General features: G+C 70.4%; 25 protein-coding genes. 16 read left to right on the top strand and 9 right to left on the bottom strand.

Annotated elements, in window-relative coordinates; genetic code table 11:
- Position 1: 1 nt before the first annotated feature.
- A complete protein-coding gene (locus DN771_RS01990; protein ID WP_116995777.1) occupies positions 2-1339 on the top strand; it encodes a dihydrolipoamide acetyltransferase family protein in 1338 nt (445 codons plus the stop codon).
- Positions 1336-1578 (top strand): acyl carrier protein, encoded by a 243-nt coding sequence (locus DN771_RS01985; protein ID WP_116995628.1) that lies wholly within the window; start codon positions 1336-1338, stop codon positions 1576-1578. Before DN771_RS01990 ends, DN771_RS01985 begins: the two co-directional genes overlap by 4 nt.
- A gap of 51 nt (positions 1579-1629) precedes the next feature.
- Here DN771_RS01985 and DN771_RS01980 read toward each other — a convergent pair whose 3' ends face one another.
- Genes DN771_RS01980 through DN771_RS01965 form a run of 4 tightly spaced genes read right to left on the bottom strand, consistent with a single transcriptional unit; the run spans position 1630 to position 7352 of the window.
- Entirely contained in the window at positions 1630-2382 is a 753-nt protein-coding gene (locus DN771_RS01980; RefSeq protein ID WP_116995627.1) for a universal stress protein, read from the bottom strand.
- Positions 2379-4799 (bottom strand): glycoside hydrolase family 65 protein, encoded by a 2421-nt coding sequence (locus tag DN771_RS01975; RefSeq protein WP_205528365.1) that lies wholly within the window; start codon positions 4797-4799, stop codon positions 2379-2381. Before DN771_RS01975 ends, DN771_RS01980 begins: the two co-directional genes overlap by 4 nt.
- A complete protein-coding gene (locus DN771_RS01970) occupies positions 4796-6934 on the bottom strand; it encodes an amylo-alpha-1,6-glucosidase (protein ID WP_116995626.1) in 2139 nt (712 codons plus the stop codon). The genes DN771_RS01975 and DN771_RS01970 overlap by 4 nt, the downstream gene beginning before the upstream one ends.
- A 10-nt stretch (positions 6935-6944) precedes the next feature.
- On the bottom strand, positions 6945-7352 hold the full coding sequence (locus DN771_RS01965) for a pyridoxamine 5'-phosphate oxidase family protein (protein WP_116995625.1): 408 nt from the start codon (positions 7350-7352) through the stop codon (positions 6945-6947).
- A gap of 545 nt (positions 7353-7897) precedes the next feature.
- Between DN771_RS01965 and DN771_RS01960 the strand changes: the two genes are divergently transcribed.
- The 6 genes from DN771_RS01960 to DN771_RS01935 all read left to right on the top strand — a co-directional run bounded on the left by DN771_RS01960 (position 7898) and on the right by DN771_RS01935 (position 14515).
- The gene (locus DN771_RS01960) at positions 7898-8677 is read left to right on the top strand and encodes an ABC transporter ATP-binding protein (RefSeq protein WP_116995624.1); all 780 of its coding nucleotides are present in this window, start codon (positions 7898-7900) and stop codon (positions 8675-8677) included.
- Entirely contained in the window at positions 8674-11115 is a 2442-nt protein-coding gene (locus tag DN771_RS01955; RefSeq protein ID WP_116995623.1) for an ABC transporter permease, read from the top strand. The genes DN771_RS01960 and DN771_RS01955 overlap by 4 nt, the downstream gene beginning before the upstream one ends.
- Positions 11116-11282: 167 nt before the next feature.
- Positions 11283-12002, top strand: coding sequence for a glucose 1-dehydrogenase (locus DN771_RS01950; RefSeq protein WP_116995774.1), 720 nt, complete (start codon positions 11283-11285; stop codon positions 12000-12002).
- Positions 12003-12353: 351 nt separating this feature from the next.
- On the top strand, positions 12354-12773 hold the full coding sequence (locus tag DN771_RS01945) for a CBS domain-containing protein (protein WP_116995622.1): 420 nt from the start codon (positions 12354-12356) through the stop codon (positions 12771-12773).
- A 149-nt stretch (positions 12774-12922) separates the two neighbouring features.
- Positions 12923-13831: a universal stress protein gene (locus DN771_RS01940; protein ID WP_116995621.1), complete on the top strand. Its 909-nt coding sequence runs from the start codon at positions 12923-12925 to the stop codon at positions 13829-13831.
- A 21-nt stretch (positions 13832-13852) separates the two neighbouring features.
- Positions 13853-14515: a CBS domain-containing protein gene (locus tag DN771_RS01935; RefSeq protein WP_162941437.1), complete on the top strand. Its 663-nt coding sequence runs from the start codon at positions 13853-13855 to the stop codon at positions 14513-14515.
- Here DN771_RS01935 and DN771_RS01930 read toward each other — a convergent pair.
- The 3 genes from DN771_RS01930 to DN771_RS01920 all read right to left on the bottom strand — a co-directional run bounded on the left by DN771_RS01930 (position 14491) and on the right by DN771_RS01920 (position 16987).
- Positions 14491-15135 carry a ferric reductase-like transmembrane domain-containing protein gene (locus DN771_RS01930; RefSeq protein WP_116995619.1) on the bottom strand — a complete coding sequence of 215 codons (645 nt, stop codon included), beginning with the start codon at positions 15133-15135 and terminating at the stop codon, positions 14491-14493. The two genes, DN771_RS01935 and DN771_RS01930, sit on opposite strands and share 25 nt — an antisense overlap.
- The gene (locus DN771_RS01925) at positions 15132-16079 is read right to left on the bottom strand and encodes an FAD:protein FMN transferase (protein ID WP_116995618.1); all 948 of its coding nucleotides are present in this window, start codon (positions 16077-16079) and stop codon (positions 15132-15134) included. The genes DN771_RS01930 and DN771_RS01925 overlap by 4 nt, the downstream gene beginning before the upstream one ends.
- A 344-nt stretch (positions 16080-16423) precedes the next feature.
- On the bottom strand, positions 16424-16987 hold the full coding sequence (locus DN771_RS01920; RefSeq protein ID WP_116995617.1) for an ATP-binding protein: 564 nt from the start codon (positions 16985-16987) through the stop codon (positions 16424-16426).
- A 101-nt stretch (positions 16988-17088) separates the two neighbouring features.
- Between DN771_RS01920 and DN771_RS01915 the strand changes: the two genes are divergently transcribed.
- The 5 genes from DN771_RS01915 (at position 17089) to DN771_RS01895 (ending at position 20874) form a co-directional block, all read left to right on the top strand.
- Positions 17089-17760, top strand: coding sequence for a response regulator transcription factor (locus tag DN771_RS01915; RefSeq protein WP_116995773.1), 672 nt, complete (start codon positions 17089-17091; stop codon positions 17758-17760).
- A complete protein-coding gene (locus DN771_RS01910) occupies positions 17757-19133 on the top strand; it encodes a sensor histidine kinase (RefSeq protein ID WP_116995616.1) in 1377 nt (458 codons plus the stop codon). The genes DN771_RS01915 and DN771_RS01910 overlap by 4 nt, the downstream gene beginning before the upstream one ends.
- A gap of 159 nt (positions 19134-19292) precedes the next feature.
- Positions 19293-19766: a pyridoxamine 5'-phosphate oxidase family protein gene (locus DN771_RS01905; protein ID WP_162941436.1), complete on the top strand. Its 474-nt coding sequence runs from the start codon at positions 19293-19295 to the stop codon at positions 19764-19766.
- Positions 19767-19907: 141 nt separating this feature from the next.
- Positions 19908-20297 carry a translational machinery protein gene (locus tag DN771_RS01900; RefSeq protein WP_116995614.1) on the top strand — a complete coding sequence of 130 codons (390 nt, stop codon included), beginning with the start codon at positions 19908-19910 and terminating at the stop codon, positions 20295-20297.
- Between the two features lie 112 nt (positions 20298-20409).
- Positions 20410-20874, top strand: coding sequence for a pyridoxamine 5'-phosphate oxidase family protein (locus DN771_RS01895; protein ID WP_162941435.1), 465 nt, complete (start codon positions 20410-20412; stop codon positions 20872-20874).
- Here DN771_RS01895 and DN771_RS01890 read toward each other — a convergent pair.
- A complete protein-coding gene (locus DN771_RS01890) occupies positions 20849-22432 on the bottom strand; it encodes an aspartate-alanine antiporter-like transporter (protein WP_162941434.1) in 1584 nt (527 codons plus the stop codon). The two genes, DN771_RS01895 and DN771_RS01890, sit on opposite strands and share 26 nt — an antisense overlap.
- Before the next feature lie 191 nt (positions 22433-22623).
- Between DN771_RS01890 and DN771_RS01885 the strand changes: the two genes are divergently transcribed.
- The 3 genes from DN771_RS01885 to ligD all read left to right on the top strand — a co-directional run bounded on the left by DN771_RS01885 (position 22624) and on the right by ligD (position 26397).
- The gene (locus DN771_RS01885; RefSeq protein ID WP_116995611.1) at positions 22624-23829 is read left to right on the top strand and encodes an NAD-dependent epimerase/dehydratase family protein; all 1206 of its coding nucleotides are present in this window, start codon (positions 22624-22626) and stop codon (positions 23827-23829) included.
- A gap of 179 nt (positions 23830-24008) precedes the next feature.
- On the top strand, positions 24009-24776 hold the full coding sequence (locus tag DN771_RS01880) for a DUF72 domain-containing protein (RefSeq protein ID WP_116995610.1): 768 nt from the start codon (positions 24009-24011) through the stop codon (positions 24774-24776).
- Positions 24777-24834: 58 nt separating this feature from the next.
- On the top strand, positions 24835-26397 hold the full coding sequence (gene ligD / locus DN771_RS01875; protein ID WP_116995609.1) for a non-homologous end-joining DNA ligase: 1563 nt from the start codon (positions 24835-24837) through the stop codon (positions 26395-26397).
- Between the two features lie 11 nt (positions 26398-26408).
- On the opposite strand, the gene DN771_RS29135 is transcribed toward ligD, so the two are convergent.
- Positions 26409-26579 (bottom strand): hypothetical protein, encoded by a 171-nt coding sequence (locus DN771_RS29135; protein WP_162941433.1) that lies wholly within the window; start codon positions 26577-26579, stop codon positions 26409-26411.
- Positions 26580-26582: the final 3 nt, after the last annotated feature.

The following is a 26582-nucleotide window of genomic DNA, read 5'->3' as shown; positions in this document are numbered from 1 at the left end:
CGTGGGCGAGTTCCGGATGCCGTCGCTGGGCGCCGATATGGACGAGGGCACCGTACTGGAGTGGCGGGTCCGGCCAGGCGACCACGTCGAACGCGGCGACGTGATCGCCGTGGTCGACACCGACAAGTCGGCCATCGACGTCGAGATCTTCCAAGCCGGAGTCGTCGACGAACTTCTCGTCGCTGTCGGTGAGTGCGTACCGGTCGGCACCGTGCTGGCAAGGATCGCCGACTCCGAGCCGATGAACGCCGGCGAACCGGCCACACCCAGCGATGCGGGACGTCGGACGACCGTGCCCGCACCAGTGCCGCACGAGACCCGGACGAGCGAGACCGCCCCACCGCCCGCACACCCCGCTGCGCAGGGGCAGGTGCGTTCACCGCTCCTGCGACGGCTGGCCACCGCCAAGCACCTCGACCCCTCCACGATGCGCGGCTCGGGGCCAGGCGGCCGCGTCACCCGCCACGACATCGAGATGTCCGCACCCGACCGTGCAGCCGCTGGCCCATTCACCCGATCGTCGCCGTACGCACGGCGTCTCGCTCGGGACCTCGGCGTCCAGCTCGCCGGTGTGCGCGGCACCGGCCCGGGTGGCGCTGTCGTGGCGCGCGACGTCCCTGCGCTCGCCGCCCGTCCGGCCGCGGCGGTTCCGGGACCCGTCGGCGCGGACCATCGAGCCTCGATGCGCCGTCGGATCGCCGAGCTGATGACGAGATCGAGCCGCGAGATCCCCCAGTACCACCTGAGCTCGACGATCGATCTGGATGACGCGATGCGCTGGCTCCGCTCACAGAACGAGCGAGCGCCCGTCACCGACCGCCTCCTTCCGGCGGCGCTGCTCCTGCACGCGACCGCCGTCGCCCTGACCGAGGTGACCGGATTCAACGGGTTCTACTCCGACGGCGCCTTCCGTCCCAGCCCACGGGTCCACCTCGGCGTCGCCATCGCCCTGCGTGGCGGCGGCCTGCTCGCCCCCGCCATCCACGACGCTCACCTCCTCGACGTCCACGAGACGATGGCAGCTCTCCGCAACCTGACGGCCGGCGCCCGCGCCGGTCGGCTGCGCGCCTCCGAGCTCAGCGAGCCGACCGTCACGGTGACCGACCTCGGCGACCGCAGCGCCGACGTCGTCCAGGGGATCATCTACCCGCCCCAAGTGGCGCTGATCGGCTTCGGGCAGATCGCCGACCGCCCGGTCGCCGTCGACGGTGCCACCGTGGTGCACCCGGTCGTCACAGCCACGATCACCGCCGATCACCGGGTGACCGACGGCCATGCCGCCAGCCGCCTGCTCCAGGCGATCGACCGGCACCTTCACGAATTGGGAGGAACGCCATGAACCGGCACGAGGCAGAGCAACTCGTACGGGAGGCTCTCGACAACATCGCTCCCGAGCTCGACGCCGCACAGCTGTCGGTCGACGACGATTTCCGCACCGACCTCGACCTCGACTCGATGGACTTCCTCAACCTCGTGGTGGCGATCAGCCAGCGGAGCGGTCGAGACATCCCCGAGCGCGACTACCCGCAGATCGTCACGTTCGGCGGATTCGTCGACTATCTGGCCGGCGACGGCTGAGCACGCGACGGTGCGATCCGGCGGCGATCCAGCTCATCCGCGTCGACGGACTCACTCCACCGGCAGGAGCAGGACGGGAACCGCCGACGTCGCGAGGACATGGCGGACCACCTCGGCGTGGCCGGGTGTGACGTTCTGGGACCAGCTGAGCACGATGAGGTCGATGTCATCGTCCCGGCAGACGTCGGTGACGCGAAGCCCAACCGGACCGGTCCGCAACAGGATGCGATCCGCTCGGGGGCAGAACCGCGCGATGAACTCGTCACCCCAGATCGCGAGGTCGCGGGCCGGGTCGTCGAGCGCGCCGGGCACGCTGGTGGCGGTGAAGACGTGCAAGACGACGAGCTCGACCTCGCTGTCGATCAGCTCGGCGAGACCGGTGGCGACCGGTACGGCCGATTCGACGGTTCCTTCGAGCGGGGCCAGCAGCCTGCGGATCGGATCACCGGTCGTGCCTGGCGCATCGGGTGGCACGACGACGACCGGCTTGCGGACCGATTCGACGAGCTCGAGCACGGTGTGACCGGCCGGTTGGCGGCCCGCCGAAGTGCCCCGGGCGCCGACCACGGCAGCGACCACTCGAGGCTGGTGGAACGCAGTGAGGAGCGTCGGCGCGACGGGGCCATCGAGAACTTCGAGGATGACCCCGTTCTGTTCGGCGAGGGCCAGCGCCTGGCGGCCGTCGTGTTCGCGGACGTGCACGGCCTCGGCGTCGGCTCCCAGGAGATCCGCGACCCGCAGGGCGGTGGCCAGCACGGGTTGCGCCGCCGGCGACTCGTCGATCGCGGCCAGCACGGTCTTCATGCCATCTCCTCGTTGCCGGGTCGGCCGGTGTCGAGCGGGACCATCGTTCGGCCCGTCGCGCACGGGTGCGATCGTCCGGCGATGTCGACGACCAGCGGCCCGGTGCTCGAGATCTCGATCGCATCGCGGGAGGCATCCACGGCGACCCCGTGGCCGTGGAAACGGAACGAGAGCCGCAGCGACGACCACGGCGCCGGGAGACGGGGGTCGATGTCGAGGCGATCGTGGTGGGGCCGAAGGCCGAGAAACCCGTACGCGAGGGCCTGCCACACGCCACCCATCGTGGCGAGGTGGAGGCCGCTTGCGGTCGTCCGGGTGATGTCGTCGAGATCGAGCCGGGCGGCCAGCCGGAACAGTTGCAGGGCCTCGTCGGGTCGACCGGCCCTGGCGAGCAGCGTGGCGTGGATGGCGGGTGACAGCGAGCTGCCGTGGGTCGATCGCGGCTCGTAGAACGCGAGGTTGCCGGCGAGGGACCCGGGACGCACCTCGTCGGGAACGAGATGGTGCAGCATGAGCACATCGGGCTGCTTGGTCAGTTGGGAGCGGGCCACCCTGGCGGCGCCGAGCAGCAGATCGGCCGGGAACGGTGGTGGCGCGACGTTTGCCGCGAGGAGCGGCTCGAGGGCCCAGTAGCCGGCGAACTGCTCGTACAGGCCGCGGGCTTCGTCCCAGCCGTCGACGAGGCGGTCGGCCACGTCGAGCCACTGCGCCGCCTCGGCCGCGAGCGCCTGGTCCGCTGGATCGATCACCGCAGCGGCCAGGCGAAGGTTCCAGCGCGCCATGACGTTGGTGAAGCTGTTGTCGTCGACACCTTCGTGGTACTCGTCCGGGCCGATCACACCGTGGATGTGGCCTCGTCCGGATGTGTCGAGCTCGATTCGGCTCGCCCAGTACCGCGCCGTGTCGACGACGAGATCACGTCCCAGCCCGCTGAGCATCGACGCTTCGCCGGTCCAGTTGACGTACTCGGCAAGGCCCCAGGCCACGTCGGCGACGATGTGTTCCTCGAGGTCGCCGGTGCGGATCAGGACATCGGTGCCCGACGGGTCGGTGGCATGCCGTGGCGTGACGTCGAAGCCGTCGCGGGCCGATTCCCACGGAAACCGTGCGCCGGCTCGGTTGTTCGCCGCCGCGTTGGCTCGGGCGCGGGCGAGACGGTTGACGCGGTACTCGACGATGGCTCGTGCGCCGGTCGGCTGGATCGCCGCCAGCACCGGAAGCACGAACACGTCGGCGTCCCACAACACGTGGCCGCTGTAGGCGGCTCCGGTCAGGCCACGGGGGCCGACGGCCGCCTCGCCGTCGTCGGGGGCCGCGCTCAGGAGGTGGAACACCGCGAAGCGGGCGGCGAGCTGTGCGTCGGGATCGCCGACGATCGTCACCCCCGCGTTGGCCCATCGACGAGCCCATGCGGCCCGGTGATCGGCCAGCAACCGGTCGAAGCCGACGTCGGTGAGTTCGCTCAGTCGGCGGACCGCGGCACGACCGGTGACGGCGCCCGCCGGATCGGCGATCCACGTGGCCAGCCGCTCCACGCAGCACCGCCGAGCACTGTCCGACCAGTGGTCACGGGCCGCGATGGCCAGGCTCCCACCGCCGGGCGACTCCGCCTCGTCGTCCCACGTCCGCAGCGGGTCGCCGGCCGGGCTGGCTGGACGCTCGAGATGGCCGACAGGTGCCTCGGCTCGGAGTGCCAGCGCGTGCGGTGCCGCGATCGAGACGAATCGCAGGGTCCGCACCCCGGCGGCCGCGCTGCGAACCACGACTCCCGTGCGCATGTCGAGGATCCGTCGATCGGGCCCGACATCGTTGAGCGGCACGGCTGTCCAGTCGGGGCCGCGGACGAGCTCGGGCACGGCATCGCCGGTGTAGACGCCGCTCGCGACGAACAGCGGCGTGGCGCCGGGACCGTCCTCCTCCCGCGCGGCGCGAGTGCCGACATGGCCATTGGCGAGGGCCCCCAGTGACTCGGCGACGCGGGTTCGTGCCGGGTCCGCCGGCAGCTCGATGGTCCACTCGGGATCTTCGTCGATCCATGGCACGCGTCGCTCTCGCCGCCTGGCGAGTTGCCCGTCGAGCACCCGGGTCACCTCGGCGATGTCCGGCCGCTGGCGGTCGTCGGCCGCCGTCGGGGTGACGGCGAGCACCAAGGCGCCGGTGATTCCCCGAGCCGCCAGTGCGTCCACGCCCGCTTCGAGGGTGACCGCGCCGGACGTGGTCGGGGGCCCGGCGGTTGCGACGACGACCACGTCCGCCCCCGCATTCCTCAGCGCATCGATCCGGTGGCGGATCTCCGCCACGGATCGCACGTCGCGGCTGTGTTCCACGAGCTCCCAGTCGACAAGGATGCCGGCAACGGTCACCTCGTCGGCCGGGCGGTGCGGCGCGTCGGCCGAGTCGGCGCTGGTGACGCTCACGATGGGCGTGGCCGGGTGGCGATCTCGAGGCCCGTGCTCCCCTCGATCTCGACACGTTCGCCGGTCACGTGGATCGAGACCTCGTGGTCTGCGACGGCGATCCCGCGGGCGTGCAGCTCGGCCATCGACGCCGGGAGGGTCGGGGCAAGCCAGAGACGGCCGTGGTTCACCTCGGGGTCGAAGCGCAGCAGGCTCCGCAAGACGAGCAGCGGGGCGGCCGACGCCCAGGCCTGCGGGTTGCAGGACGTCGGATAGCGGACGGGAATGCCGACCTCCGACCGGTCGAGGCCGGAGAACAGCTCGGGGAGACGCCCCGCATGCGCTGCGCTCGCGTCGATCAAGCCCTCGATCAGGCGATGGGCGCTGTCGACGTGGCCGTAGCGCATCAGCCCGGCAGCGGCGATGGCGCTGTCGTGGGGCCAGACCGAGCCGTTGTGGTAGGAAACGGGGTTGTAGGCATCCATCGTCGTCGCCAGCGTGCGCACTCCCCAGCCGCTGAACATGGCCGGCGACAGCAGGTGCTCGGCCACAGCGGCGGCGTGGCCGGGGTCGACGATGCCGGTCCACAGGCAGTGGCCCATGTTGCTCGTCAGCGCGTCGATCGGACGGTGGTCGGCGTCGAGGCCGAGCGCGTACCAGCCTCGTTCGGGCAACCAGAAGTCCTCGTTGAACCGGGTCCGGAGCCGGTCGGCGCGGCGCGTCCAGTGAGCGGCCCCGGCGGTGTCACCACCGAGAGCGGCGAGCTCGGCACGGGCGCGAAACGCGGCATACACATAGCCCTGGACTTCGCACAGCGCGATCGGCGGGTCCGCGAGGCGGCCGTCGGCTGTTCGGACAGCGTCCCACGAGTCCTTCCAGCCCTGGTTGGCGAGACCGTCGTCGGTGGCGCGCCGGTACTCGACGTACCCGTCCGAGTCGCGATCGCCGTAGTGATCGATCCAGTCGAGCGCGGCATCGACGTGTGGGAGCAGCGAACCGATCGTCTCGTGGTCGCACCCCCATCGGGCGAGCTCGCCGACGAGCATGACGAACAACGGGGTGGCGTCGACGCTGCCGTAGTAGGCGTTGCCGCGGTGGAGCGACAGGTCGGACGCCTCGGTCAGCCGGACCTCGTGGAGGATGCGGCCCGGCTCCTCCTCGGTCGTCGGGTCGACCGCATGGCCTTGGAAGGCGGCCAACGTCTCGGCGACACCGATGGCGAGCTCTCGATCGATCGGCAGGCTCATCCAGGCCGTCAGCAACGAGTCGCGGCCGAACAGGGCCATGAACCACGGGGCGCCGGCGGCGATCACCGGGCGGCGCCGGGAGGCGTCGAAGATCCGCAGCGAACCGAGGTCGTCGATGCCACGCCTCACGGCGGCGTCGAGCTGGGGCCAGTCGCTGTCGACGACCGGAGCGGCCGCCCGCCACCGGGACAGACGGGCGACCGGACCGGTGACGTCGTCGACGTGGCCGCACGGGAAGCGCAGCGTCGGGCCGGTCCCGTTGACCATGGCCGTCACCTCGATGCAGACCCGCCACTCCGAGCGAGGGGCGACCCGCACGTCCCACGTGATGCGGGGGCCTTCGACGGTCGCCTCCTGGTCGAACCGGACCGCCGTCACGTGCACCGATGACGGATCATCGCGTCGTAGACAGAGCAGGTTCGGGGAGTCCCCGTCGGGGAACGCCGGACGCGACCTCACGCGGCCCTCTTTCACCTCGAAGAGGTTGGCGAAGTCGGTACCGGCCTCGAGACAGATGCGAACCGCCGCCGACTGCATCCCGACGTTCCGCACGACGATCGACTCGCGCATGCCGTTGCCGACGTGCCGCGTGCGCAGCACCAGCAGGCCGCTGTCGGCCTGACCGGCCGGCGGCGGGGTCCGGGTGACGAACACCGCGTGGAACGGATCGGGGCGGTCGACACCGAGCGGCTCGAGCGTCGCGCCCTCGACGGTGAGCACCCACTGCGACAGGATTCGGGTGTCGAAGACGAACAGCCCACCGGCGTGGGCGTCGCTCAGGTCGCCGTTGCGGCCGGACAGGCAGAAGGTCTGCCCTTCGACCAACGTGGCGGACTCGTCGATCGACCACAGCGTTGCCAGCGGCCCCTCGAACGTCCACGGCGTCGTAGGGGGTGTCGCATTCACCATGACACCGCCGTCAGCAGTCGACTGCGGTGATGCGCCGCCCGGTGACCTTGTCGGGCACGATCGCGACCCAGGACACCGCCGGGCCGGCCGCCCACGCCACGGTCCTCGCCGGTGCGATTCGTTCGATGGCGGCGACGTCGTCGACGAGCTCGGCGCTGCCCACGACCATGACACTCCAGCCGCCGCCGTCCTCGAGGCCGTCGACCTCGTACGCGACGTAGGGCCACGTCAGCGCGGCACGCAGCTTCGTGCGGTCGTTGGTGGGAAACACGACCCGTCCAGTGGTGCGATCGTAGACGTGGCTGATCGGGAAGATCTCCGGGCGCCCGTCGATGACCACGCCGAGGCGGCCGATCGGTCCTTTCTCCAGCAGGTCGGCACACTCGCTCGGCGAGAGCTCAACGAGCCAGGTCTGCATCGAAGCTCCCCCTGATCGCGGCGGCGCCGAGTCTCGCGTCGTCCATGCCCGCGATCCTGATCGGTTCGCGCTCGGATCGCCAGGGTCGAAGGTCCTCCCAGGCCCGCCCTGGTGATCACCGCGGACCTTGGTGTCGCTCGCCGATCGGGAGGTCACGCCGCGGAGCGCGTCCCGCTGTCAGTCCTGGCTGTCGCCGCACTCTCTCGCCGTGGGGACACCTCACGTGCGGACGGGAGGGTAAATACCCCACCGAAGCGTCCGGTATTTACCCTCCGGTTGGGACGGCGACCAGCGCACGGGCCTCCGCCTCGCACGCCCTTTCCGCTCACCCCTGGCACCGCAGGTGACGGCCTCCGTCCGGCCCGGGCCGGCCAGGTAGAGCGTCGGGCGGGTGGCGTGGCGCGGTGGTCCACGCCGGAACGGCTCTCCTCGCAACTTCCAGGGAGAGTTCCGCCTGCCGGCACGACAGTGGACCTTCGGCACTACCGGTCGCCTGCCGCCGTCGCGCACGATCGATCCGTCGCCCGACCAGCGAAGGAGGTGCCATGGACCGGGTGGTGGCAGCAGACACGGTTCCCGGTCCACACGCTCGTGTCGACGACATCAGCGAATGCCCACCTGTGATCGAGCTCCACGACGTGGCCAAGCGCTACCGCATCGGCGACCTGACGGTGACCGCTGTCGAGCAGGTGGATCTGCGGATCGGCGAATCGGAATTCGTCGTGATGCTCGGCCCGTCGGGATCGGGCAAGACGACGCTGCTCAACCTGATGGGTGCACTCGACGTGCCGACCGAGGGCACTGTGCGCGTGAACGGGGCGGACGTCGGCCGAGCGTCGAAGGCGGCACGGTCGGCGCTGCGCCGCCGCGGCATGAGCTTCATCTTCCAGACCTTCAACCTGTTCCCGGCCCTCACCGCGGCCGAGAACGTTCACTTCGGCGCCGATGTCGCCGGACGGCCCGATCCGGCGGGTGTGGCCCAGTCGATGCTCGAACGCGTCGGGCTCGCCGACCGCGGTGACCACTTCCCCAGCCAGCTCTCCGGCGGCGAGCAACAGCGGGTCGCCATCGCCCGCGCGTTGGCGACTGGGAACCCGATCATCCTGGCCGACGAACCCACCGGAGAGCTCGACTTCCGCACGGGTGTCCAGATCCTCCAGCTGCTCGAGGCTCAGGCCGACGCCGGCAAGACGGTCGTCGTGGTGACCCACAACCGCGAGATCGCCCGGTCGGCCGACCGGGTCGTCGAGCTGTCCAGCGGACGCATCGTCGCCGACGGCCCCCCCAGCGGCGGCCGCAGGCCGATCGCCGAGCTTCGCTGGTGAGCAGCGGGCGTCGAGCGATGGGAACGTGGGCGCTGCGGCTGCGGTGGAGCTGGCGGGACCTGCGCCACCGGTGGCCACAGGTCGTCGCGATCGCCGTGATCCTCGCCATCGGCACGGGCATCTTCGCCGCGCTCACCAGCACAGCCAGCTGGAGGCGGGCGTCGAACGACGCCTCGTTCGAAGCCGCGCGGCTGCACGATCTCGAGGTCCGTCTCGCCGCCGGTACCGTCACCGACGAAGGGTCGCTCCTGGCCCTGATCGCCCAGATCCCGGACACGGCCGACGTCGCCGTGGCCGAAGAGCGCCTCGTCTGGCCCACCCAGCTCGAAGTCGACGCGGCCGGCGTGCCGGTCCTCGTCCCCGCCGACGTCGTCGGCGCCGACCCTGGCGCGCTCGTCGACCAGACCATGCTCCGCGACGGCAGCGCACCGCCTGATGCCGACACCGGCCTGCTGGAGCTGAAGTTCGCCCGCGCTCGGCACCTGCCGTCGTCGGGCACCGTCACCGTGGCCGGCAACCGTCCCCTCGACTACAGCGGCCGCGCCCTGTCACCCGAGTACTTCTGGCTGGCATCCGAGACCGGCGCAGTGATCGGGCAGGGGAACCAGGCCACCGTCTTCGTCGCCCTCGCGCGAGCCCAACAACTCATCGACCGTCCCGGCCAGGTCAACGACCTCGTCGTGTCGCTGCGGCCCGGAGCCGACACCGCCACCGTGCGATCCCAACTGGAGTCCGCGCTCACCGCCCACGAGCTCGGCGGGACCGTGACGACGAGGGACGACGAGCCGGCCTACCGGCTCCTCTACGACGACATCGACACCGACCAGCAGATCTGGAACGTCATCTCGGCGCTCGTCCTCGGCGGTGCCTCGTTCGCCGCGTTCAACCTGGTCAGCCGCATCGTCGACGCGCAGCGCCGCGAGTTCGGCATCGGCATGGCACTCGGCGTCCCGCGTCGTCAGCTCGCCGTGCGACCCCTGCTCGTCGGCGCCCAGATCGCGCTCGCCGGCGTCGTCGCCGGCGTCGGCGTCGGACTCCTGTTCGCCGAAGCGATGCGAACGCTGCTCGACTCCGTCGTTCCACTGCCGGTCTGGAACACCCCGTTCCAACCCGGCCGTTTCCTCGCCGCCAGCGCTATCGGCTTCGCCCTGCCATTCACCGCGACCGTGATCCCCGTCTGGCGTGCCACCCGCACCCAGCCCGTCGACGCGATCCGCATCGGACACGCCGCGTCGGGCCGCCGCGGGTGGTCGAGGCTCGGTTCGCAGATGCGATGGCCCCGCCGCACGCTCCACCAGTACCCGCTGCGAAACCTCCTCCGTGCGCCCCGCCGCACCGCCCTCACCGCCCTCGCCATCGGCGCCGCGCTCACCGTGCTCATCGGGGTGTTCGGCATGCTCGACAGCTTCGGGCGGACGGTGGACCGTGCCGACGCCGAACTCGTGCGGCAGGCCCCTGACCGAACCGACGTGCAACTCGACGCGTTCGAGCCGATCACCGGCCCGACGCTGTCGGCCATCGGCGACTCCCCCGTCGTCGGCACCGTCGCCCCCCAACTCGTCGTGCCCGCACAGGTGGGGACGCAGGACGACCGACCGCTCGACCTCCTCGTGACGATCCTCGACATGGCGACGGCTCCTTGGACCCCGACCGTCGTCGACGGCGAGCCCCCCAGCCTGTCGACGGGTGTCCTGCTGTCGGCCAAGGTGATGCACGACCTCGACCTGTCACCCGGCGATCGGATCGTCCTGCACCACCCGCACCGCTCCGGTGCCGGGTACGAGATGGTCGACACCGAGGTCCGCGTCGCCGGGAGTCACGCCCTCCCCCTTCGTCCGATCGCCTACCTCGACGCCACCCAGGCCGAACTGTTCAACCTGACCGGCATCGCCAACGCCGCCCAAGTTCTTCCCGCAGCCGGAACGAGTCCCGACGCGCTGCAACGAGCGTTGTTCGGCGTCAACGGCGTTGCCGCGGCGACCTCGGTCGGCGATGCCGGCGCGGCATGGGACGACGCCCTCGCCCAGTACACCGGCGTGCTTCGCCTGGTGCAGGCCGCAACGCTCGTCCTCGCCCTCCTGATCGCCTACAACTCGGCGAGCATCAGCGTCGACGAACGAGCTCGCGAGCACGCGACGATGTTCGCGTTCGGTGTGCGCCCGGGTGCCGTGCTGTCGATGAACGTCGTCGAGAGCGCTGTCGTCGGCGTCCTCGGCGCGATCGCCGGATTCGCCGGCGGCTACGTCGTGATGTCGTGGATCTTCGGCTCGCTCCTGCCCCGCACCATCCCCGACGTCGCCATCGACAGGTACCTCGCCCCCGGCAACGCATTGACCCTGCTCGTCATCGGCGTCGCCGTCGTCGCGCTCGCGCCCCTGCCCAACGCCCGCCGGCTGCAACGCACCGACCTCACCGCCACGTTGCGCGTTGTCGAGTAGGCCGACCGCAACGAGGCCGGTCTGGGTTCGTCTCCTCGGCCATCGTCTGGCCCCGTTGCCCGGGGCGGTGCCGAAGGGGACCTTCGGCCCTTGCCCGACCCCACGTCACGCCGTGCTCAATGGACGTGGGCCGCCATGCGGCCGCGTGAGGTGTGGAGGTCCCCGAGATGGGCACATTGGATGGCACAACCGCACTCGTGACCGGAGCGGGTGCGGGGATCGGACGAGCGGCCGCCCTCGCTCTGGCACGCGCCGGAGCCGCGGTGGTGGTGGCCGACATCGACGCGGTGCACGGGATCGCGGTCGTCGGCGACATCGAGCACGAACGAGGCCGAGCGCTGTTCGTGGCGGTCGACGTCGCCGACGATGCCCAGGTCGAGCACGCGGTACTGCGGGCCGTCGGTGAGTTCGGCGGACTCGACATCGCCTTCAACAACGCTGGGATCGAGGGCGATCCGGCCCCGACACACGAGTGCACGCCGGAGAACTGGCGGCGGACGATCGCGGTGAACCTCACGGGCGTCTGGTCGTGCATGCGCCACGAGATCCCGGCGATGCGCCGACGCGGCGGAGGGTCGATCATCAACTGCTCATCGGTTGCGGGATTGGTCGGGTTCGCGTCGATCCCGGCCTACACCGCGTCCAAGCACGGCGTCGTCGGGCTAACTCGTGCCGCAGCGTTGGAGTACGCCACCGAAGGGATCCGCGTGAACGCGATCTGTCCGGGAGTGATCGACACCGAGATGGTGGACCGCTTCAGCGGCCACGACGCGGCGGCCAAGGCGGCCATGACCGACCTCGAGCCGGTCGGGCGGTTCGGACGACCCGACGAGATCGCCGACGCCGTGGTGTGGCTGGCGTCGCGGCAGTCGAGTTTCGTGACCTGACAAGCCATCGCCATCGACGGTGGCTTCGTCGCTCGTTGAACCCCGACGATCGCGGCCGGCGTCGGGACCGACGCGGCGATCCGTGTGGGCCGCACAGCGGAGCACCTCGTCCACGCGCCACGTTCACGCGTGCTCGACGTAGAGCGATCGCCTCGAGGGTGTCACGAAGCGCTTCCGTGGCGGCGTCGAAGCGATCCGCGACCTCGACCTCACCATCAGACTTGGCGAGTTCCTCGTGCTGGCCGGGCCGTCGGGCTGTGACCCGTGTCCTCCTCTGCCCAGGCACGTTGCGGCGCGGCCAAAGGACTTTCGGCTCTGTCGCCGCGGGGGCGGAGAGGCCACGATCCGATCATGAGCCCGCGACCGGACGCTCAGGTGCGCAGCCTCGAGTGGGCCGAGCCGATCGTCGTCGACGGCAGCAGCTCGTTGCGAGCAGCCGCGGCTGCGCTCGACGGGTGCCAGGTCGGCGCGCTGCTGGTCACAGGCGGGCGACGCAACATCGGCATCGTCTCCGAGCGTGACGTCGTCGCCGCGTTGCGCGATGGCGCCGACCCGGACCGGCTCCGTGTCGACCGAATCGCGTCCCGCCCGGTCGTGACGACCGCGCCTGACGAGCGCCTGATCGATGTGGCGCGGCGACTGATCACGGACCACTGCCGCCATGTCGTGATCGTCGACGGCGACGAAGTGGTCGGCATCTTGTCGATGCGCGATCTGCTCGCTGTGCTGATCGAGATCGTCGGCGACACCACCAACGGTGAGGGGGGCTGACGGGGACCCGACCCGTGACACATTCCGCCACACGGCGGACAGCGTGCCGCCAATTCGAGCTCACCGTCGTCATCGTCACGCCACGAGCTCGATGCCGGAAGGGTCGTAGGTCCCTGGTCGTTTCGCGGGCGCCGACCGATGATCGAAGCATGACCGAGATCTACACCGTCGGATACGACGGGTCACCCCAGTCGCAACAGGCCGTGTTCTGGGCGGCCGCCGAGGCCGAGCTCACCGGCGCAACCGTCGATGTCGTCGGCTGCTACACGCTGCCGATCGTGGTCGGCCCGTGGACACCCACCGTCCCGTACGACGAACACACGGTCCGTTCGGCGACAGCCGACGACATCGCCGTGGCCATCGACCTCGCAAAGCAGCGCCACAGGTCGGTCACGTTCACACCGCACCTGGCCTACGGATCACCCCGGACGGAGCTCGTCACCGCAGCCGCCGGCAGCGCCCTTCTCGTGGTCGGCAGCACCGGCGCCGGCGCAGCTGGGTCCTGGCTGCTCGGATCGGTCGCCCACGCCGTGGCGCGAACCAGCACCTGCCCCGTCGTCATCGTGCCTCGCTCCGATCCGCCGCCCCGGCGCGACACGATCGTCGTCGCCACCGATGGATCCGACGTCGCCAACGACGCGCTCATGTGGGCGACCGACGAGGCGGACCGGCGAAATGCCGAGCTCATCGTGGTCCACGCTTGGGACTACCCGTACGGCAACGAGCTCAGCTCGCCCACGGTGCACGACCTCATGCGCGTCGACGCCACGCTCGTCTTGGACGATGCGGTACGCCGCTGCCAGGAGCGCGGGCGCAGCCCCGTCCGGGCCGAGATCCGCCAGAGCTCCCCGTCCAAGGCGATCCTCGAATTGGCCGAGACCGCCGACCTCGTCGTCGTCGGATCGCGCGGACGAGGCGGCTTCCGCTCGCTGCTCTTCGGCTCGGTGGCCCACACGGTCGTCGAGCACGCCACCTGCCCCGTCGTCGTCGTCCGGCCCGTCAAGTCCGACAGCTCGCACAGCAAGCACGCGGCCGGACTGGCCCACACAGGAGGTTGACCAATGCTCGTACGAGATGCCATGACACCCGACCCCATCACTGCCGCCGTCGACACCTCCCTTCCGGAGCTGATCGACCTCATGGTGGAGTACGACGTGTCCGGCCTCCCCGTCCTGGACCTCGGGGGCCGCCTGGTGGGCGTCGTCACCGAAGCCGACCTCGTGGCCCACCAGGCATACCCCAACAGCACACGTCCCCGCCTCACCGCGCTCGGCGACCTGCTCCGGGGACATCGCAACCGGTGGTGGCAGAAGGCAGCCGGCCTGACCGCCGGCGACATCATGACGTCGCCTGCACACACCTCGTCGATGGACGAGCCGTTGCACACGGCGGCGGCGAGGATGCTCACCCTCGGCGTCAAGCGGCTCCCCGTCGTCGACCGTGACGGGGAACTCGTCGGCATCATCAGCCGTCGCGACCTCCTCCGCCTCTTCCACCGTACCGATGCCGCCCTCACCAGCGACGTCCAGGCCCTGCTCACCGACCCGCTACGGACCCCCGACGAGCACGGGGTCACCCTCACCTGCGTGGCCAACGGCGTCGCCTATCTCGCCGGCTGGACACACACGCCCGCCGATGCCGACGCCATCGAGACAGCCGTTCGCCATGTTCCGGGAATCATCGACGTCCGTGCGGGGATCGGACACCGCGACGACCCTCACGGCGCCGAGCAGTCGACATGAGCGTCGGATCGGCTCCGTCGTGCCGCCGCCAGATGCCCGTCGGCAGCGGCGAGTGAGTCTCGCGGCGCGCGCCCGTCCCGGGATGCGCCGCGGCGGGCGCCTCGGTGGTTGAGGCGATAGACCGTCGCCCACGCGACGGCCACGACGGCCGCGACCGCGCACGCTTGATAGAGCCGGTTCGCACGGTCGGAACCCGCGAGCGCGGCGTGGAGGCTGACCATCCAGAACGTGACGTAGCTCGCGAGGTGGATGGCGTGCCAGATGCGGCGCGGCAAGCGGCGCATTGCCAACGAAGTCACCTGCACCACGATGAGCAGCCACATGGCGACCACGCCGAGTGCGGTGGCGACAGGCCGCCACTCCGATGCGAGTGGGATGACCACGTCGGCGAGATCGAAGTGGGTGTAGCTGTCGGCGACCAGCGCGGCGATGTGCAGTCCGACGAACCCGAGGGTGAGTGCGGCGAGCCAGCGGTGGAGGTCGAGCAGCCACGCTGGGCGGCGCCGGCTCGGGAAGGCACGCGTGGAGAGGATGACGCCCCAGATGACCGACGCGCTGAGCATGAACCAGGCGACGATGCCGGCCGCCCTCGCCGTGTACCACCAGACCTGCTCATTCATCGACCGGACCGCCTCCCGGACCCACCTCGACCGGACCGACGCTCGGCGAGGTCGGCGCTCGTCACGAGCGAACGCGCACTGGTCACGCCGACCCCGGAAAGCCGATGAGTGTCGAGATAGTCGGCAACGCCACCGACGCCCGCCAGAATCGCCGCAGTGGCGTGGATCTCGGCCAGCCAACCCGTCGCCGCGACCACCGTGACCGACGCCAGACCCGTCGTCGAGACGGCCCCGCTCGACGGGTCGACGAGATGATGCAGCATCGTCGATCCCGAGCGCCAGCGTCGGGACCTCGTGCTCGACGTGGCGACCCCGCCGCCGGCGTCGACACTGATCCGGGCGATCTCGCGGTCGGGATCGTCGGGGTCCTCGATCGTGACGAGCCAGCCGTCGGAACGAGGCGATCGCCCGCCGAAGGCCATGTCCCCGCCGACGGCGACCAGCACTCCGGTCGCTCCCGCGGCGAGCAGCTCACCGACCACGATGTCGGCGGCGAGTCCTTTCCCGATACCGCCGGGGTCGATCACGCTGTCTGATGGAATCGTGACTGCCGATCTGGCCTCGTCGACGACGACATCGGCCAGACCGCCGATTCGCAGTTCGACGTCAGGCAGTGGGGTGAGCCGGCGGGGGTCGTCGATGCTGCTCCGGTAGCCGGCACGAGCGAGAACCGGAAGGACGGTCGGATCGAATCGGCCACCAGTGAGGTCCCAAGCCGACACCATCGCGTGCACCAACGTGAGGGTGTCGGCGTGGACGGTGACCGGTTGCCCGCCGGCGAGGTTGATCCGAGCGACGTCGCTCGATGGCACGAACCTGCTCCAGCGCTGCTCGAGCTCGGAGAGTCGGCCGACCGCCATCGAGACGTGACCGTCGTCGCCGCCGACCACGACGACGTGGGCCTCGCTGGCCATGCAGCGGAAGCGCCCCTCAACGACTGCCATGAGTCCTCGCCACGGGCGGAGCCGTCGAAGCTGGTACCAGATGAACCGTCGGCGCCGTCGAACCGCCGACGACCGAAGCGACGCTGCCGGCAGCGGGCGGCGTCGCCTTCGTCGGCGTCGTCGTCGGCGTCGACCCGTCGCCGCGCGGGGGCGACGCCTGCGATGGCGGAGCGAGCAGGGCCATCGTCCCGACGAGCCCGAACACTCCCGTCAACCCGACGCTTGCGGCCACGACCCTGGCACGAGCCGCGACGTGTCGGCGGCGGCCGCTCGGCCGGCTGGGCCGGCTGAGCCGGCTGGGCCGGTTCGTCGCAGCGCGACGCGACCCGGCCGGGCTGTTCGGCTCAGTCATCGTCCTCGCCACCCTCGTGCTCGTGGTCCTCGTCCTCGTGCTCGTCCTCGTCGTCCTCGTCGTCGCTGTCGTGCTCGTCGAACCCATCCGCCGGCGACGCCACGGCACTCTCGCTGGTCGCCTCCACGTTGGCCGCCAGTGAGCCGTCGGTGTTTCGCCGCGCCGTGAACAGGAGGTGCTGTCCGCCGCCGTCCAACGCCACGACGAGCTCGGATCCACTGGGCTGGGTCGACGTCCACGACCAGCCGTCGGCGACCACCACGTTGTCGAGACGAAGCCCGTCCGCGCTGGCGACGACCGTGACCGTGCCCGCCGAGCCGACATCGAACGACTGGGTCACACCGTTCGTCAGGACCGCGGGCAGCACCGTGCTGGCGGGTTGTGCGGAGGGAGCCGCGAGATCCCCGGTTGCCGACAGCTGACCGATGTCGTGGTCCGAGGACGCGTCGAGGATGCCGATGTTGGCGGCGACGGCGATCGCCGCGGCGACGACGACCGCAGCGATCGACCCTGCGGTGAGGAAACGGCCCTTGGCCGATCGAGAACCGGTGTTCATGAGTACGACGGTACGGATGGGTCGGTGAGCGGCCGGTCAGCCGATGGCAAAGCTTTGGTAAGGAGCGCGTCCATCGACCGGCCGGGCGCCAGACTGTGATCGTGCGGCTTCTCGTCGTGGAGGACGATCCGGCGATTTCCTCACCGTTGGTCGAAGGCCTGGTCCGCGAGGGCTTCGACGTCGACCTGGCGCCGAACGGCAAGGTAGCCCTCGACGCTCCACCTGCGGATCTCGTGCTGTTGGACCTCGGCCTTCCCGACCTCGAGGGCCGGGTGGTGTGTCAGGCCCTTCGCGCCCGAGGCCCGGTTCCGATCATCGTCGTGACCGCTCGCGACGACGAGCTCGATCGCGTGATGCTGCTCGAGCTCGGAGCCGACGACTACATGGTGAAGCCGTTCGGCTTTCGCGAGCTCGTCGCCCGGGTGCGGGCCGTGCTGCGACGGTCGTCGGCCGCAGGCGCCCAGGCTCCCGTCGTCTCCGTTGTCGGCGCCCTCACGATCGATCATCGCACGAGAGTCGTCACCTTTCGGGGCCAGCTGGTGCCGCTGACTCCCAAGGAGTACGACGTACTCGCCTATTTGGCTGCCGATCCCGGCGCCGTCAGAACGCGCAGCCAGCTGATGCGCGACGTCTGGGACGAACACTGGTGGGGGTCGACCAAGACCCTGGACGTCCACATCGCGTCGCTCCGCAAGAAGCTCGACGCCGACGTCATCGAGACGGTGCGCGCTGTCGGCTACCGACTCGTCGATCCCAGCTCGCCGGCACCATGACCAAGCGACTGCTGGTCAGCTATCTGCTCGTCACCGTCGTCGTGCTGCTGCTCCTCGAGCTCCCCCTCGGAGTCCTCTACGGGAAGCGGGAGCGCGAACGCATCTCCACCGATCTCGAGCACGACGCCACCGTCATCGCCTCGATCTACGAGGACGCACTCGAGAGTCAGACCCAACCGGACACGCGCGCCGCCGACGAGTACGGCCGACGCACAGGCGGGCGCATCGTGCTGGTCGATCGTGACGGCATCTCCGTCCTCGACACCGGCGGCCCCGTCGACCGGGACTTCTCGACCCGCCCGGAGGTCGCCGCCGCCCTCGCCGGCACCGTCGTCTCCGGGGAGCGCCCCTCGGACACCCTCGGCACCGATCTCCTCTACGTCGCCGTGCCGGTTGCGTCCGGCGGCAACGTGCACGGCGCCTTGCGCGTCACCATCGACAACAGCGAGGTGCACGAGCGGATCCAGCGGTACTGGCTCGGCCTCGCGGGCATCGCCGCAGTCACGCTGGCCGTCGTCGCGATCGTCGGCTGGGCGATCGCCCGCTCCGTGACACGCCCGATACAGCGTCTGCAAGCTGATGCCGCTCGTTATGCGAAGGGTGAGCTCACCGGGGCCGCCACCGTGATGACCGGACCAGCAGAGTTGCGCGACCTGTCCTCGGCGATGGCAGCGATGGCCCGACAGCTCGACGACCTGCTCGCCGCCCAGCGGTCGTTCGTCGCCGACGCGTCCCACCAGCTCCGGAGCCCCCTCACGGCACTCCGGCTCCGGCTGGAGAACCTCGAGCCCGTCCTGCCGGCTCACCAGGCCGACCGGCTCGACGCAGCGATCGACGAGGTGGACCGGATGACACGGCTCGTCAGCGATCTCCTACGACTCGCACGAGCCGACGAACGCCCCGCCACCGAGGTCGTCGATGCCGCTCGGATCATCGCCGATCGTCTCGACACATGGACCGCCGTGGCGGAGACCCGCGGCGTGACCCTCCGCTCACACGGCCTCGACCAACAGGCCTTCGTCCATGCTGTCTCCGGTGGCGTGGAGCAGATCATCGACAACCTCATCGACAATGCACTCAACGCGTCGGCGTCGGGCGGCACGATCACCGTCACGGTCGCGTCAACGCCCGATGGCGTCGACCTCGCGGTCAGCGATCAGGGTCCCGGGCTCGACGACGGGCAGAAGGTCGCCGCCCTCCGGCGCTTCTGGCGGGGTGACACGTCAGCGGGCGGCACCGGCCTCGGACTCCCCATCGTCGCCGCGCTCACGGCCGCATCGAACGGACGGCTCGCCCTGACCGACGCCAGCGGTGGCGGCCTCACCGTCGCCGTCCGGCTCGTGCGACCCACCGACGAGAGATCCGAGGTGTGACCGGCGTCGCCGGGTCCGAATCCGGAGCGTGACGGTCCCGGCGCTCGCCGAGGTGGCGATGTGTTCTACCCGTCAGGACCACCCGGATGGGCCGATTGCGGCTGTGGAGATGTCGTTCGGCCCTACGACGTCCCACCCCGCCGGAGCAACCTGATCGTAGTGAAGCAATGGACGACGACCCGCACCCTGGAACGAGACGCTTGTCTCGCTCTCCTGCAGACCAAGTCGCTCGGACGGGTCGCGCTCTCCGACCGAGCGTTGCCGGTCATCGTTCCTGTCGTGTACCGCACGGTCGGTGACGCCGTCGAGTTCGAGACGAGCGGCCGCCTCCTGACGGCGGCGGCCCATGCCGGTCATGTCGTGTGTTTCGAAGCCGACGATGTCGACTTCGTCGCCGGCACCGGATGGAGCGTGAACGTGGTCGGCCCGCTTCACATCTCCGCACCATCACTCGTCGTTCCCGGCCGGCCTTGGCGACACGGTGCGCGAGGCACCACGGTGCAGTTGCTGACCAACGTCGTCAGCGGGCGCGAGGTCCTCTGCAGCCGACCGCCAGGAGATGCCGGCTCGGCGAGCGACGGCGATCTCGCGGCACGTTCGGTCAGCGGCATCTCGGTTCTCGCGCCGACGTAGGGCTCCGTCGCCAACCGTGGGTGCCACGCCCGGCGCGGGACCTTCGCCTCTGGTCGGGTTCGACCGCGTCGGCCACGCTGGAGCCCAGGAGTCTCCATGAGCGCAGTCGTGCGTGAGCTCGCCACGACAGAGAGGTGACAAATGCGCCACGTCCATGCCATCGTCTGGATCGACCATCGGGAAGCGACCGTGATCGGCTTCTCGCTGGACCGCCAGGACACGGTCAAGCTCCAGAGCGAGCGGCCGCGGGAACGCCTGCACCGGAAGGAGGGTGCCGTCGGGTCGGGACGCGTCGCCGACGACCACGAGTTCTTCGACCAGATCGCCGGAGAGCTTCGCGAGGTGAACGAGATCCTGGTGGTCGGGCCCGGCACGGCGAAGACCGCCCTCGAGACCTACCTCCGCGACCGTCACCGGGCAACGGCAGATCGCATCGTCGGCGTCGAGACCGTGGATCATCCGAGCGACGGCCAGCTGCTGGCGTTCGCCCAGACGTTCTTCAAGCGGGTCGATCAACTCAACCCCGGGTGATCGCCGACTCCGAGCGTGACGTGCGAACGCGTCGATGAACGCGACCCGCGAGCGCCGACGCGTGGGACATTCGGCCCTACCCGCCGCCGGCGATTCGGCCCAGCATGGTCGGGTGGACCGCAACGGACTCGAAGTACTCGCCGAGGACGAGTGTCTTTCACTGCTCGCAACCGCGTGGCTCGGCAGGATCGGGCTCAGCATCGGGGCGCTCCCGGCGATCCTGCCGGTCGCCTACGCGGTCGACCAGCGCACCGTCGTGTTCCGCACGGTCGCAGGAAGCAAGCTCGACGCCATCGGGCGGGGTGAGGTGGTGTGCTTCGAGGTGGATCACGCCGACGTCGACACCAGCAGCGGCTGGAGCGTCCTGATGGTGGGCCGGGCGTCAGAGGTCACGGATGCGACGGAGCTTGCTGCGCTCGACCGCCTCGGAATCGCCTCGTGGGCGGTCGCCGCCGATCGATACATCCGCTTGGATGCGGCGATCACGTCAGGTCGCCGCGTGGTCCGGGCGGCGTGGCCCCAGCCGACGGCCCTACCACGGCCGCCCGAGTTCACACGAGGAACTGGACCACGATGAGCTTGGCGATCATGGCGACCGGGAACACCAGCGCGTAGGCCTGGCTGAGACGCTCGTCGCCGCTGCGTTCCAATCCGTAGGCGAGCGCCGCCGGCTGGGTCTCGATGCCGGCCAGCATCCCGGCCGTCTCCACCGAGTCCCTGCGCACCGCGACGACGAGCACGAGGGGGATGATCGCGGCGAAGAGCCCACCGAGGACCACACCGGCGGCGGCGACCTCGAGGCCGTGGCGGGTGACGACGGCGTCGGCGAACGCGCTTCCCGACGCGAGTCCGGCGCAGGCCAGGAACAACAGGATCCCGACCTGCCGCAACAGTTGGTTGGCGGCATGGGGGATCTGCCAGGTGATCGGTCCGCTGCGGGCGACCACGCCCAGCACCAGGCCGACCACCAGTGGGCCGCCGCCGATGCCGAGTCCGAGATCGAGGGGCCCGACGCCGATCGATACCTTGCCGAGGGCGATGCCCGCCGCCGCCCCGAGGGCGAGACCGACGGCGTCGATCTCGGCCAGGCGCCGTTCCGAGTCACCGAACAGCCGGGCGACCTCCACCAAACGATCGGTCGGACCGACGATCCGGACCCGATCGCCGAGGCCGAGCTCGAAGTCCTCGGCGGCCACGATGTCGTCGTCACCGCGCCGGACGCGCGTCGCGACCACGCCGTAGCGGTGCGTCAGGTCGAGATCAGCGAGCCGGCGGCCGGCCAACTGCCGGTTGGAGACCAGGATCCGCCGGAAGTCGATGGTGCCCCGATCGAGCGGCAGGTGAACGTCGCTGCGCTGCCCGGCCTCCCGGGTGAACGCCTGCACGGTCGACTCGGGACCGACGACCACGACGACGTCACCGGGTTCGAGCCGCTGCTCTTCGGTCGCCACGCGCACCGCACCGTCCCGCCCGATCCGTGAGAAGCCCAGGCCCCGGTGCCGCTGACGGAGCTCGGCGAGCGTGGGAAGGCCGGCGGCGGTCACCACGACGGTCCAGTTGATGATTCGCTCCGGACGAGGCGCCGTCGGGACCTCCAGTCGGACCGGCAGGGGCGGCCGGCGGATCAGCACGAGCGTCGTCATCACCAACATCGCGATCACCGCCGTCGGATAGGCCAGCGAGTAGGCGACGACCGGGTCCCCCGACTCGAGTCCGTCGCTCGCCGCCTGCAGCGCCGGCGTGTTCGTCGACACTCCGGCGAACAGACCGGCTCGATCGGCCGGCGTCAGGTTCAACAGCGCGGCAAGGCCGGCGCTTGCCGCGCCCAGCGCGGCCACCAGCACCACGGTCGTCCCGATCGCCGCGGCACCGCCTCTCCGCACCCCGTTGGCGAACGACGGTCCCGATGCCAGCCCGACGGTGTACGTGAACAACACCAACCCGAACTCCCGGAGCAGCTCCAGCCCGGCTGCCTCGCTCCACGACTCGTCGATCGCCCCCGCGGCGAGGCCGACGAGCAGCGCAGCGGCGGGCCCCAGCGACAGGCCCTTCACACGGACGGCGCCGATGCCGGCGCCCAGGCCGACGACGATCAGCGCGAGGAGCAGCGGTTCGTCGGCGAGCACGTCGGCCACCGCCCGACGATACCGACCCCGGCACGAGGGCCCGCGGAGGGGAGGCGTGGTCTCGGTCTGCACGCAGCGCTGCGGATCAACAGCGCGTGGGACGGGTAGTTGCTGGCCAACGCCTGAACACGAACGGGAGGCGTCATGACCATCCTGCGTACCGTCCGCGATCGCGTCGACAACCAGCGAGAGTCGGCCTGATGCGCGTCGCCGTCACGGGCGCGACCGGCAATGTGGGGACCGCAGTCGTGTCGGCGCTGTCACAGCATCCCGACGTCGACGAGGTCATCGCAATCGCTCGTCGTCAACCGGACACGTCACCGCCAAAGACCGAGCACGTCGCCGCTGACATCGCCGCCGACTCGCTCGCCGCACAGTTCGCCGGAGCCGACGCCGTCATCCACCTGGCCTGGCGGTTCCAGCCGACCCATCGGCCGATCACCACCTGGCAGACCAACGTCATCGGCACGGTCCGTGTCCTCGACGCAGTGGCGGCGGCGGGCGTGCCCTCGTTCGTCTACTCCTCGTCGGTCGGCGCCTACTCGCCACCGCCGGCCGACGACCGGCCGGTCGACGAGTCGTGGCCGACCCACACCACGCCGACGGCGATCTACGGTCGGGAGAAGGCTTACGTCGAGCGCATCCTCGACGAGTTCGAGGTGGTCCATCCCCACATCCGCGTGGCGCGACTGCGGCCGGCCTTCATGTTCCAACGGCGATCGGCGAGCGAGCAGCGACGGATCTTCGGGGGGCGGTTCCTGCCGCGCCGCCTCTTCGACCACGGATTCCTGCCGATCGTCCCCCTCCCGAGGGGGCTGCGGTTCCAGGCGTTGCACACCGCCGACGCCGCCGAGGCGTTCGTCACCTGCGCGCTCGGCCGCCATCGCGGGGCGTTCAACTTGGCGGCCGACGGTGTCATCGACGCCACGGTCCTCGCCGAGACGCTCGGCACGCGGAAGATCGACGTGCCGCTCCCGTTGGTGCGCGGCGCCGTGGCCGCGGCCTGGCGTGTCCACGCCGCGCCGGTGGAGCCAGGTCTGATCGACCTCGTGATGCGGCTTCCACTGCTCGACACGACTCGCGCGATCTCCGAGCTCGGGTGGCGACCGCTCAGGTCCGCCCACGAGGCGCTCGCCGAGCTGTTCGGAGGGATCAGCGACGGGGCCGGGGCGCCGACACCCCCGTTGCACGCCGACGTCGAGATCGCAACGCCGTCCGACATCGGCGGCGCCGCGGTCCACGGTGCGGATCGGCCGGCCTCGACGAAGAGCACGCAAAGCGAGGACGCCGCCTTGCCCGTGTCGCGCCGCACGACCCCGGAGTCCGAGTTCACCGCCACGCTCGCCGCCGGGGGCCACGGGATCGACCCTCAGACCACCCAGGTGGAGGGTCCCAACTCCCTCTGATCCGTGCTGTTTGTCGGTGCGCCATGCGCCGATGCCCACGCGGCGGCGCCGGCGAAGGCGTCACCAGAGTGGCGGCGAGTGCGAGGTTGGGGCCGGACGGTGATGGGTACGGGAGACGGTGGACGATCGAGCCGTGATTCCTGCCGGCGGCGCCGGCGTTCGAGGAGGTCCCGCCATCCATGTCCGTTGATCGCGGAGAGCTCCGGGTCGGTTGCTCGGGGTGGCAATACAACGACTGGCGAGGGATCGTCTACCCCGAGGGCCTTCCCCAACGACGCTGGTTCGAGCACTACCAGACGTTGTTCGACACCGTAGAGCTCAACTCGACGTTCTACCGGCTACCGGCACCGTCAACCGTCGAGAAGTGGGCGGCCGCCGCGGCGCCGAACTTCGTGTACGCCGTCAAGCTCGGGGCCTTCGGGTCTCACCGGATGAAACTGCGCGATGCCGCTTCGTGGCTGCCCAATCACCTGGACCGGACCGAGCGCCTCGGAGACCACCTCGGTCCCACGCTCGTCCAGCTTCCACCGCGGTGGAAGCGCAACGTCGACCGGCTGGACGAGTTCCTCTCCGTGGCCCCGCCCACGACGCGGTGGGCCGTGGAGCTGCGCGAGCCGTCCTGGTTGCACGACGACGTGTTCGAGACCCTGCGCCGGCACTCGGCAGCGCTGTGCGTCCACGATCTCCTCGCCGACCATCCGTTCCTGCTGACGACGGGCTGGACCTACGTGCGATTCCACGGACCCGACGCGCTTCGTCGCCCGTATCACGGGTCGTACGGACCCGCTCGGCTGCAGTCGTGGGCCGATCGCCTCGGGCCCGTGCTCGACGACGGTGTCGACGTGTTCGCCTACTTCAACAACGACTGGTACGGCCATGCCGTCCACGACGCCGCCGACCTGCGCGACCGGCTCGGTCTCTTCGACGGCGCGAGTGCCCGGACGTGACCCGACGATCGGAGTTCGGCGCGGCACTGCGGACCCGAGTGACCGGGTAGACAGAGCCATGGCCGCCGCTGCCGCGCCGTCCGGGTCGCCGAAGCTGCGCTCCTACCGCGCCAAGCGAGACTTCGCCAAGACACCGGAACCGTCGGGCTCGAGCGCTCCCACTCCCGACGGTCATCGGTTCGTCGTGCAGCGTCACCGGGCCCGGCGCCTGCACTACGACCTTCGCCTCGAGCTCGACGGCGTGCTCGTGAGCTGGGCGGTGCCGAAGGGCCCGACGCTCGACGCCGACGTCAAGCGCCTCGCCGCCCACGTCGAAGATCACCCGCTGGACTACTTCGACTTCGAGGGAACCATCCCCGCCGGCGAATACGGCGGCGGTGATGTCATCGTCTGGGACTGGGGAACGTGGACGCCGGCACCGGGGACCGACCCCCAACGCGCCCTGCGCCGCGGGGACCTCCACTTCGACGTCGCCGGCATCAAGCTCGCAGGCCGCTTCGCCCTCGTCCGCCGAGGGCAGGACGACCGGTCGTGGATGCTCTTCAAGAAGCACGACGACCACGCCGTCGCCGGATGGGACCCCGAGCAGCATCCCCACTCCGTCAAGTCCGGACGCACCAACGACCAGGTCCGCGACGCGCCGGCGGCCACCTGGTCGTCTCACGACGTCTGGTCGGCGCCGAGCGCCGATGAGCTCGACGCCCTCGACGACCTCCCGACGTCGGGCACGTGGGCGTTCGCCGGTCATGAGCTCCGGCTCACGAACCTCGACAAGGTGATGTTCCCCGGCCGCGGGCCGTACCGGTCGCTGACCAAGCGCGACCTCATCCGCCACTACGCCCGAATGGCGCCGGTGATGCTGCCGTACCTCGCCGGTCGGCCGGTGAACCCGCATCGTTACCCGGACGGCGTGAGCAAGCCGGGGTTCTGGCACAAGGCCGCTCCCGATCACGCACCCGATTGGATCACCCGCTGGCGAAACCGGGACGCGGACGCCGGCGAGACCGAGGTGTATCTCGTTCTCGACACACCGGCCGCCCTTCCGTGGGTCGCCAACTTCGGCGCGATCGAGCTGCACCCGTGGACGTCAACGGCCGACCACCCGCACCGACCGACGTGGGCGCTGTTCGACATCGACCCCGGCGAGCGCACACGGTGGGCCGATGTCCTCGCCGCGGCGAGACTCCACCGCACGGCGCTGGAGCACCTCGGCGTCCAGGCGATGCCCAAGGTGACCGGACGGCGCGGCATCCAGATCTGGGTGCCGGTGGCCGACCGGTACACGTTCGAGGAGACCCGCACCTGGGTCGAAAGGGTGTCGAGGACGATCGGTGCGATGATTCCCGAGTTGGTCAGTTGGCGATGGCACGTGAGCGAGCGGGCCGGCAAGATGCGACTCGACTACACCCAGAACGCCATCAACAAGACGCTGGTCGCGCCGTGGAGCGCCCGCCCTGGTCTGGGCGGGCCCGTGTCGGTACCGATCAGGTGGGGCGAACTCGACGACCCAGAGCTGCGACCGAACCGCTGGCGTCTCCACAACGTGGCCGAACGCATCGAGGAGGCCGGTGATCCCCTCGCCCCCCTCGTCGGGCGCCGTCAGACCCTCCCGCGGCTCTAGTGGTCTGTCGGTCAGGCCGGCGGATCGTTCTCGCGGTTCTTGCGAGCCTCGTCCTCACCGGTGCGGTTGCCGCCGGCGTCGGGATTCTCGCCGTTGGCGACATCCGCCTCGCGCATGTCGTCGGGTTGTTCGGGCTGGTCGGGCTGCTCGGCGTCATCGGAACGAGAAGAGGTGTCACTCATGGA

It is taken from the genome of Desertimonas flava, assembly GCF_003426815.1.
GTDB classification, from domain to species: Bacteria; Actinomycetota; Acidimicrobiia; order Acidimicrobiales; family Ilumatobacteraceae; genus Desertimonas; species Desertimonas flava.
The sequence above is the reverse complement of the archived record's forward strand: the minus strand, read 5'-3'. Positions and strand labels throughout refer to the sequence as shown.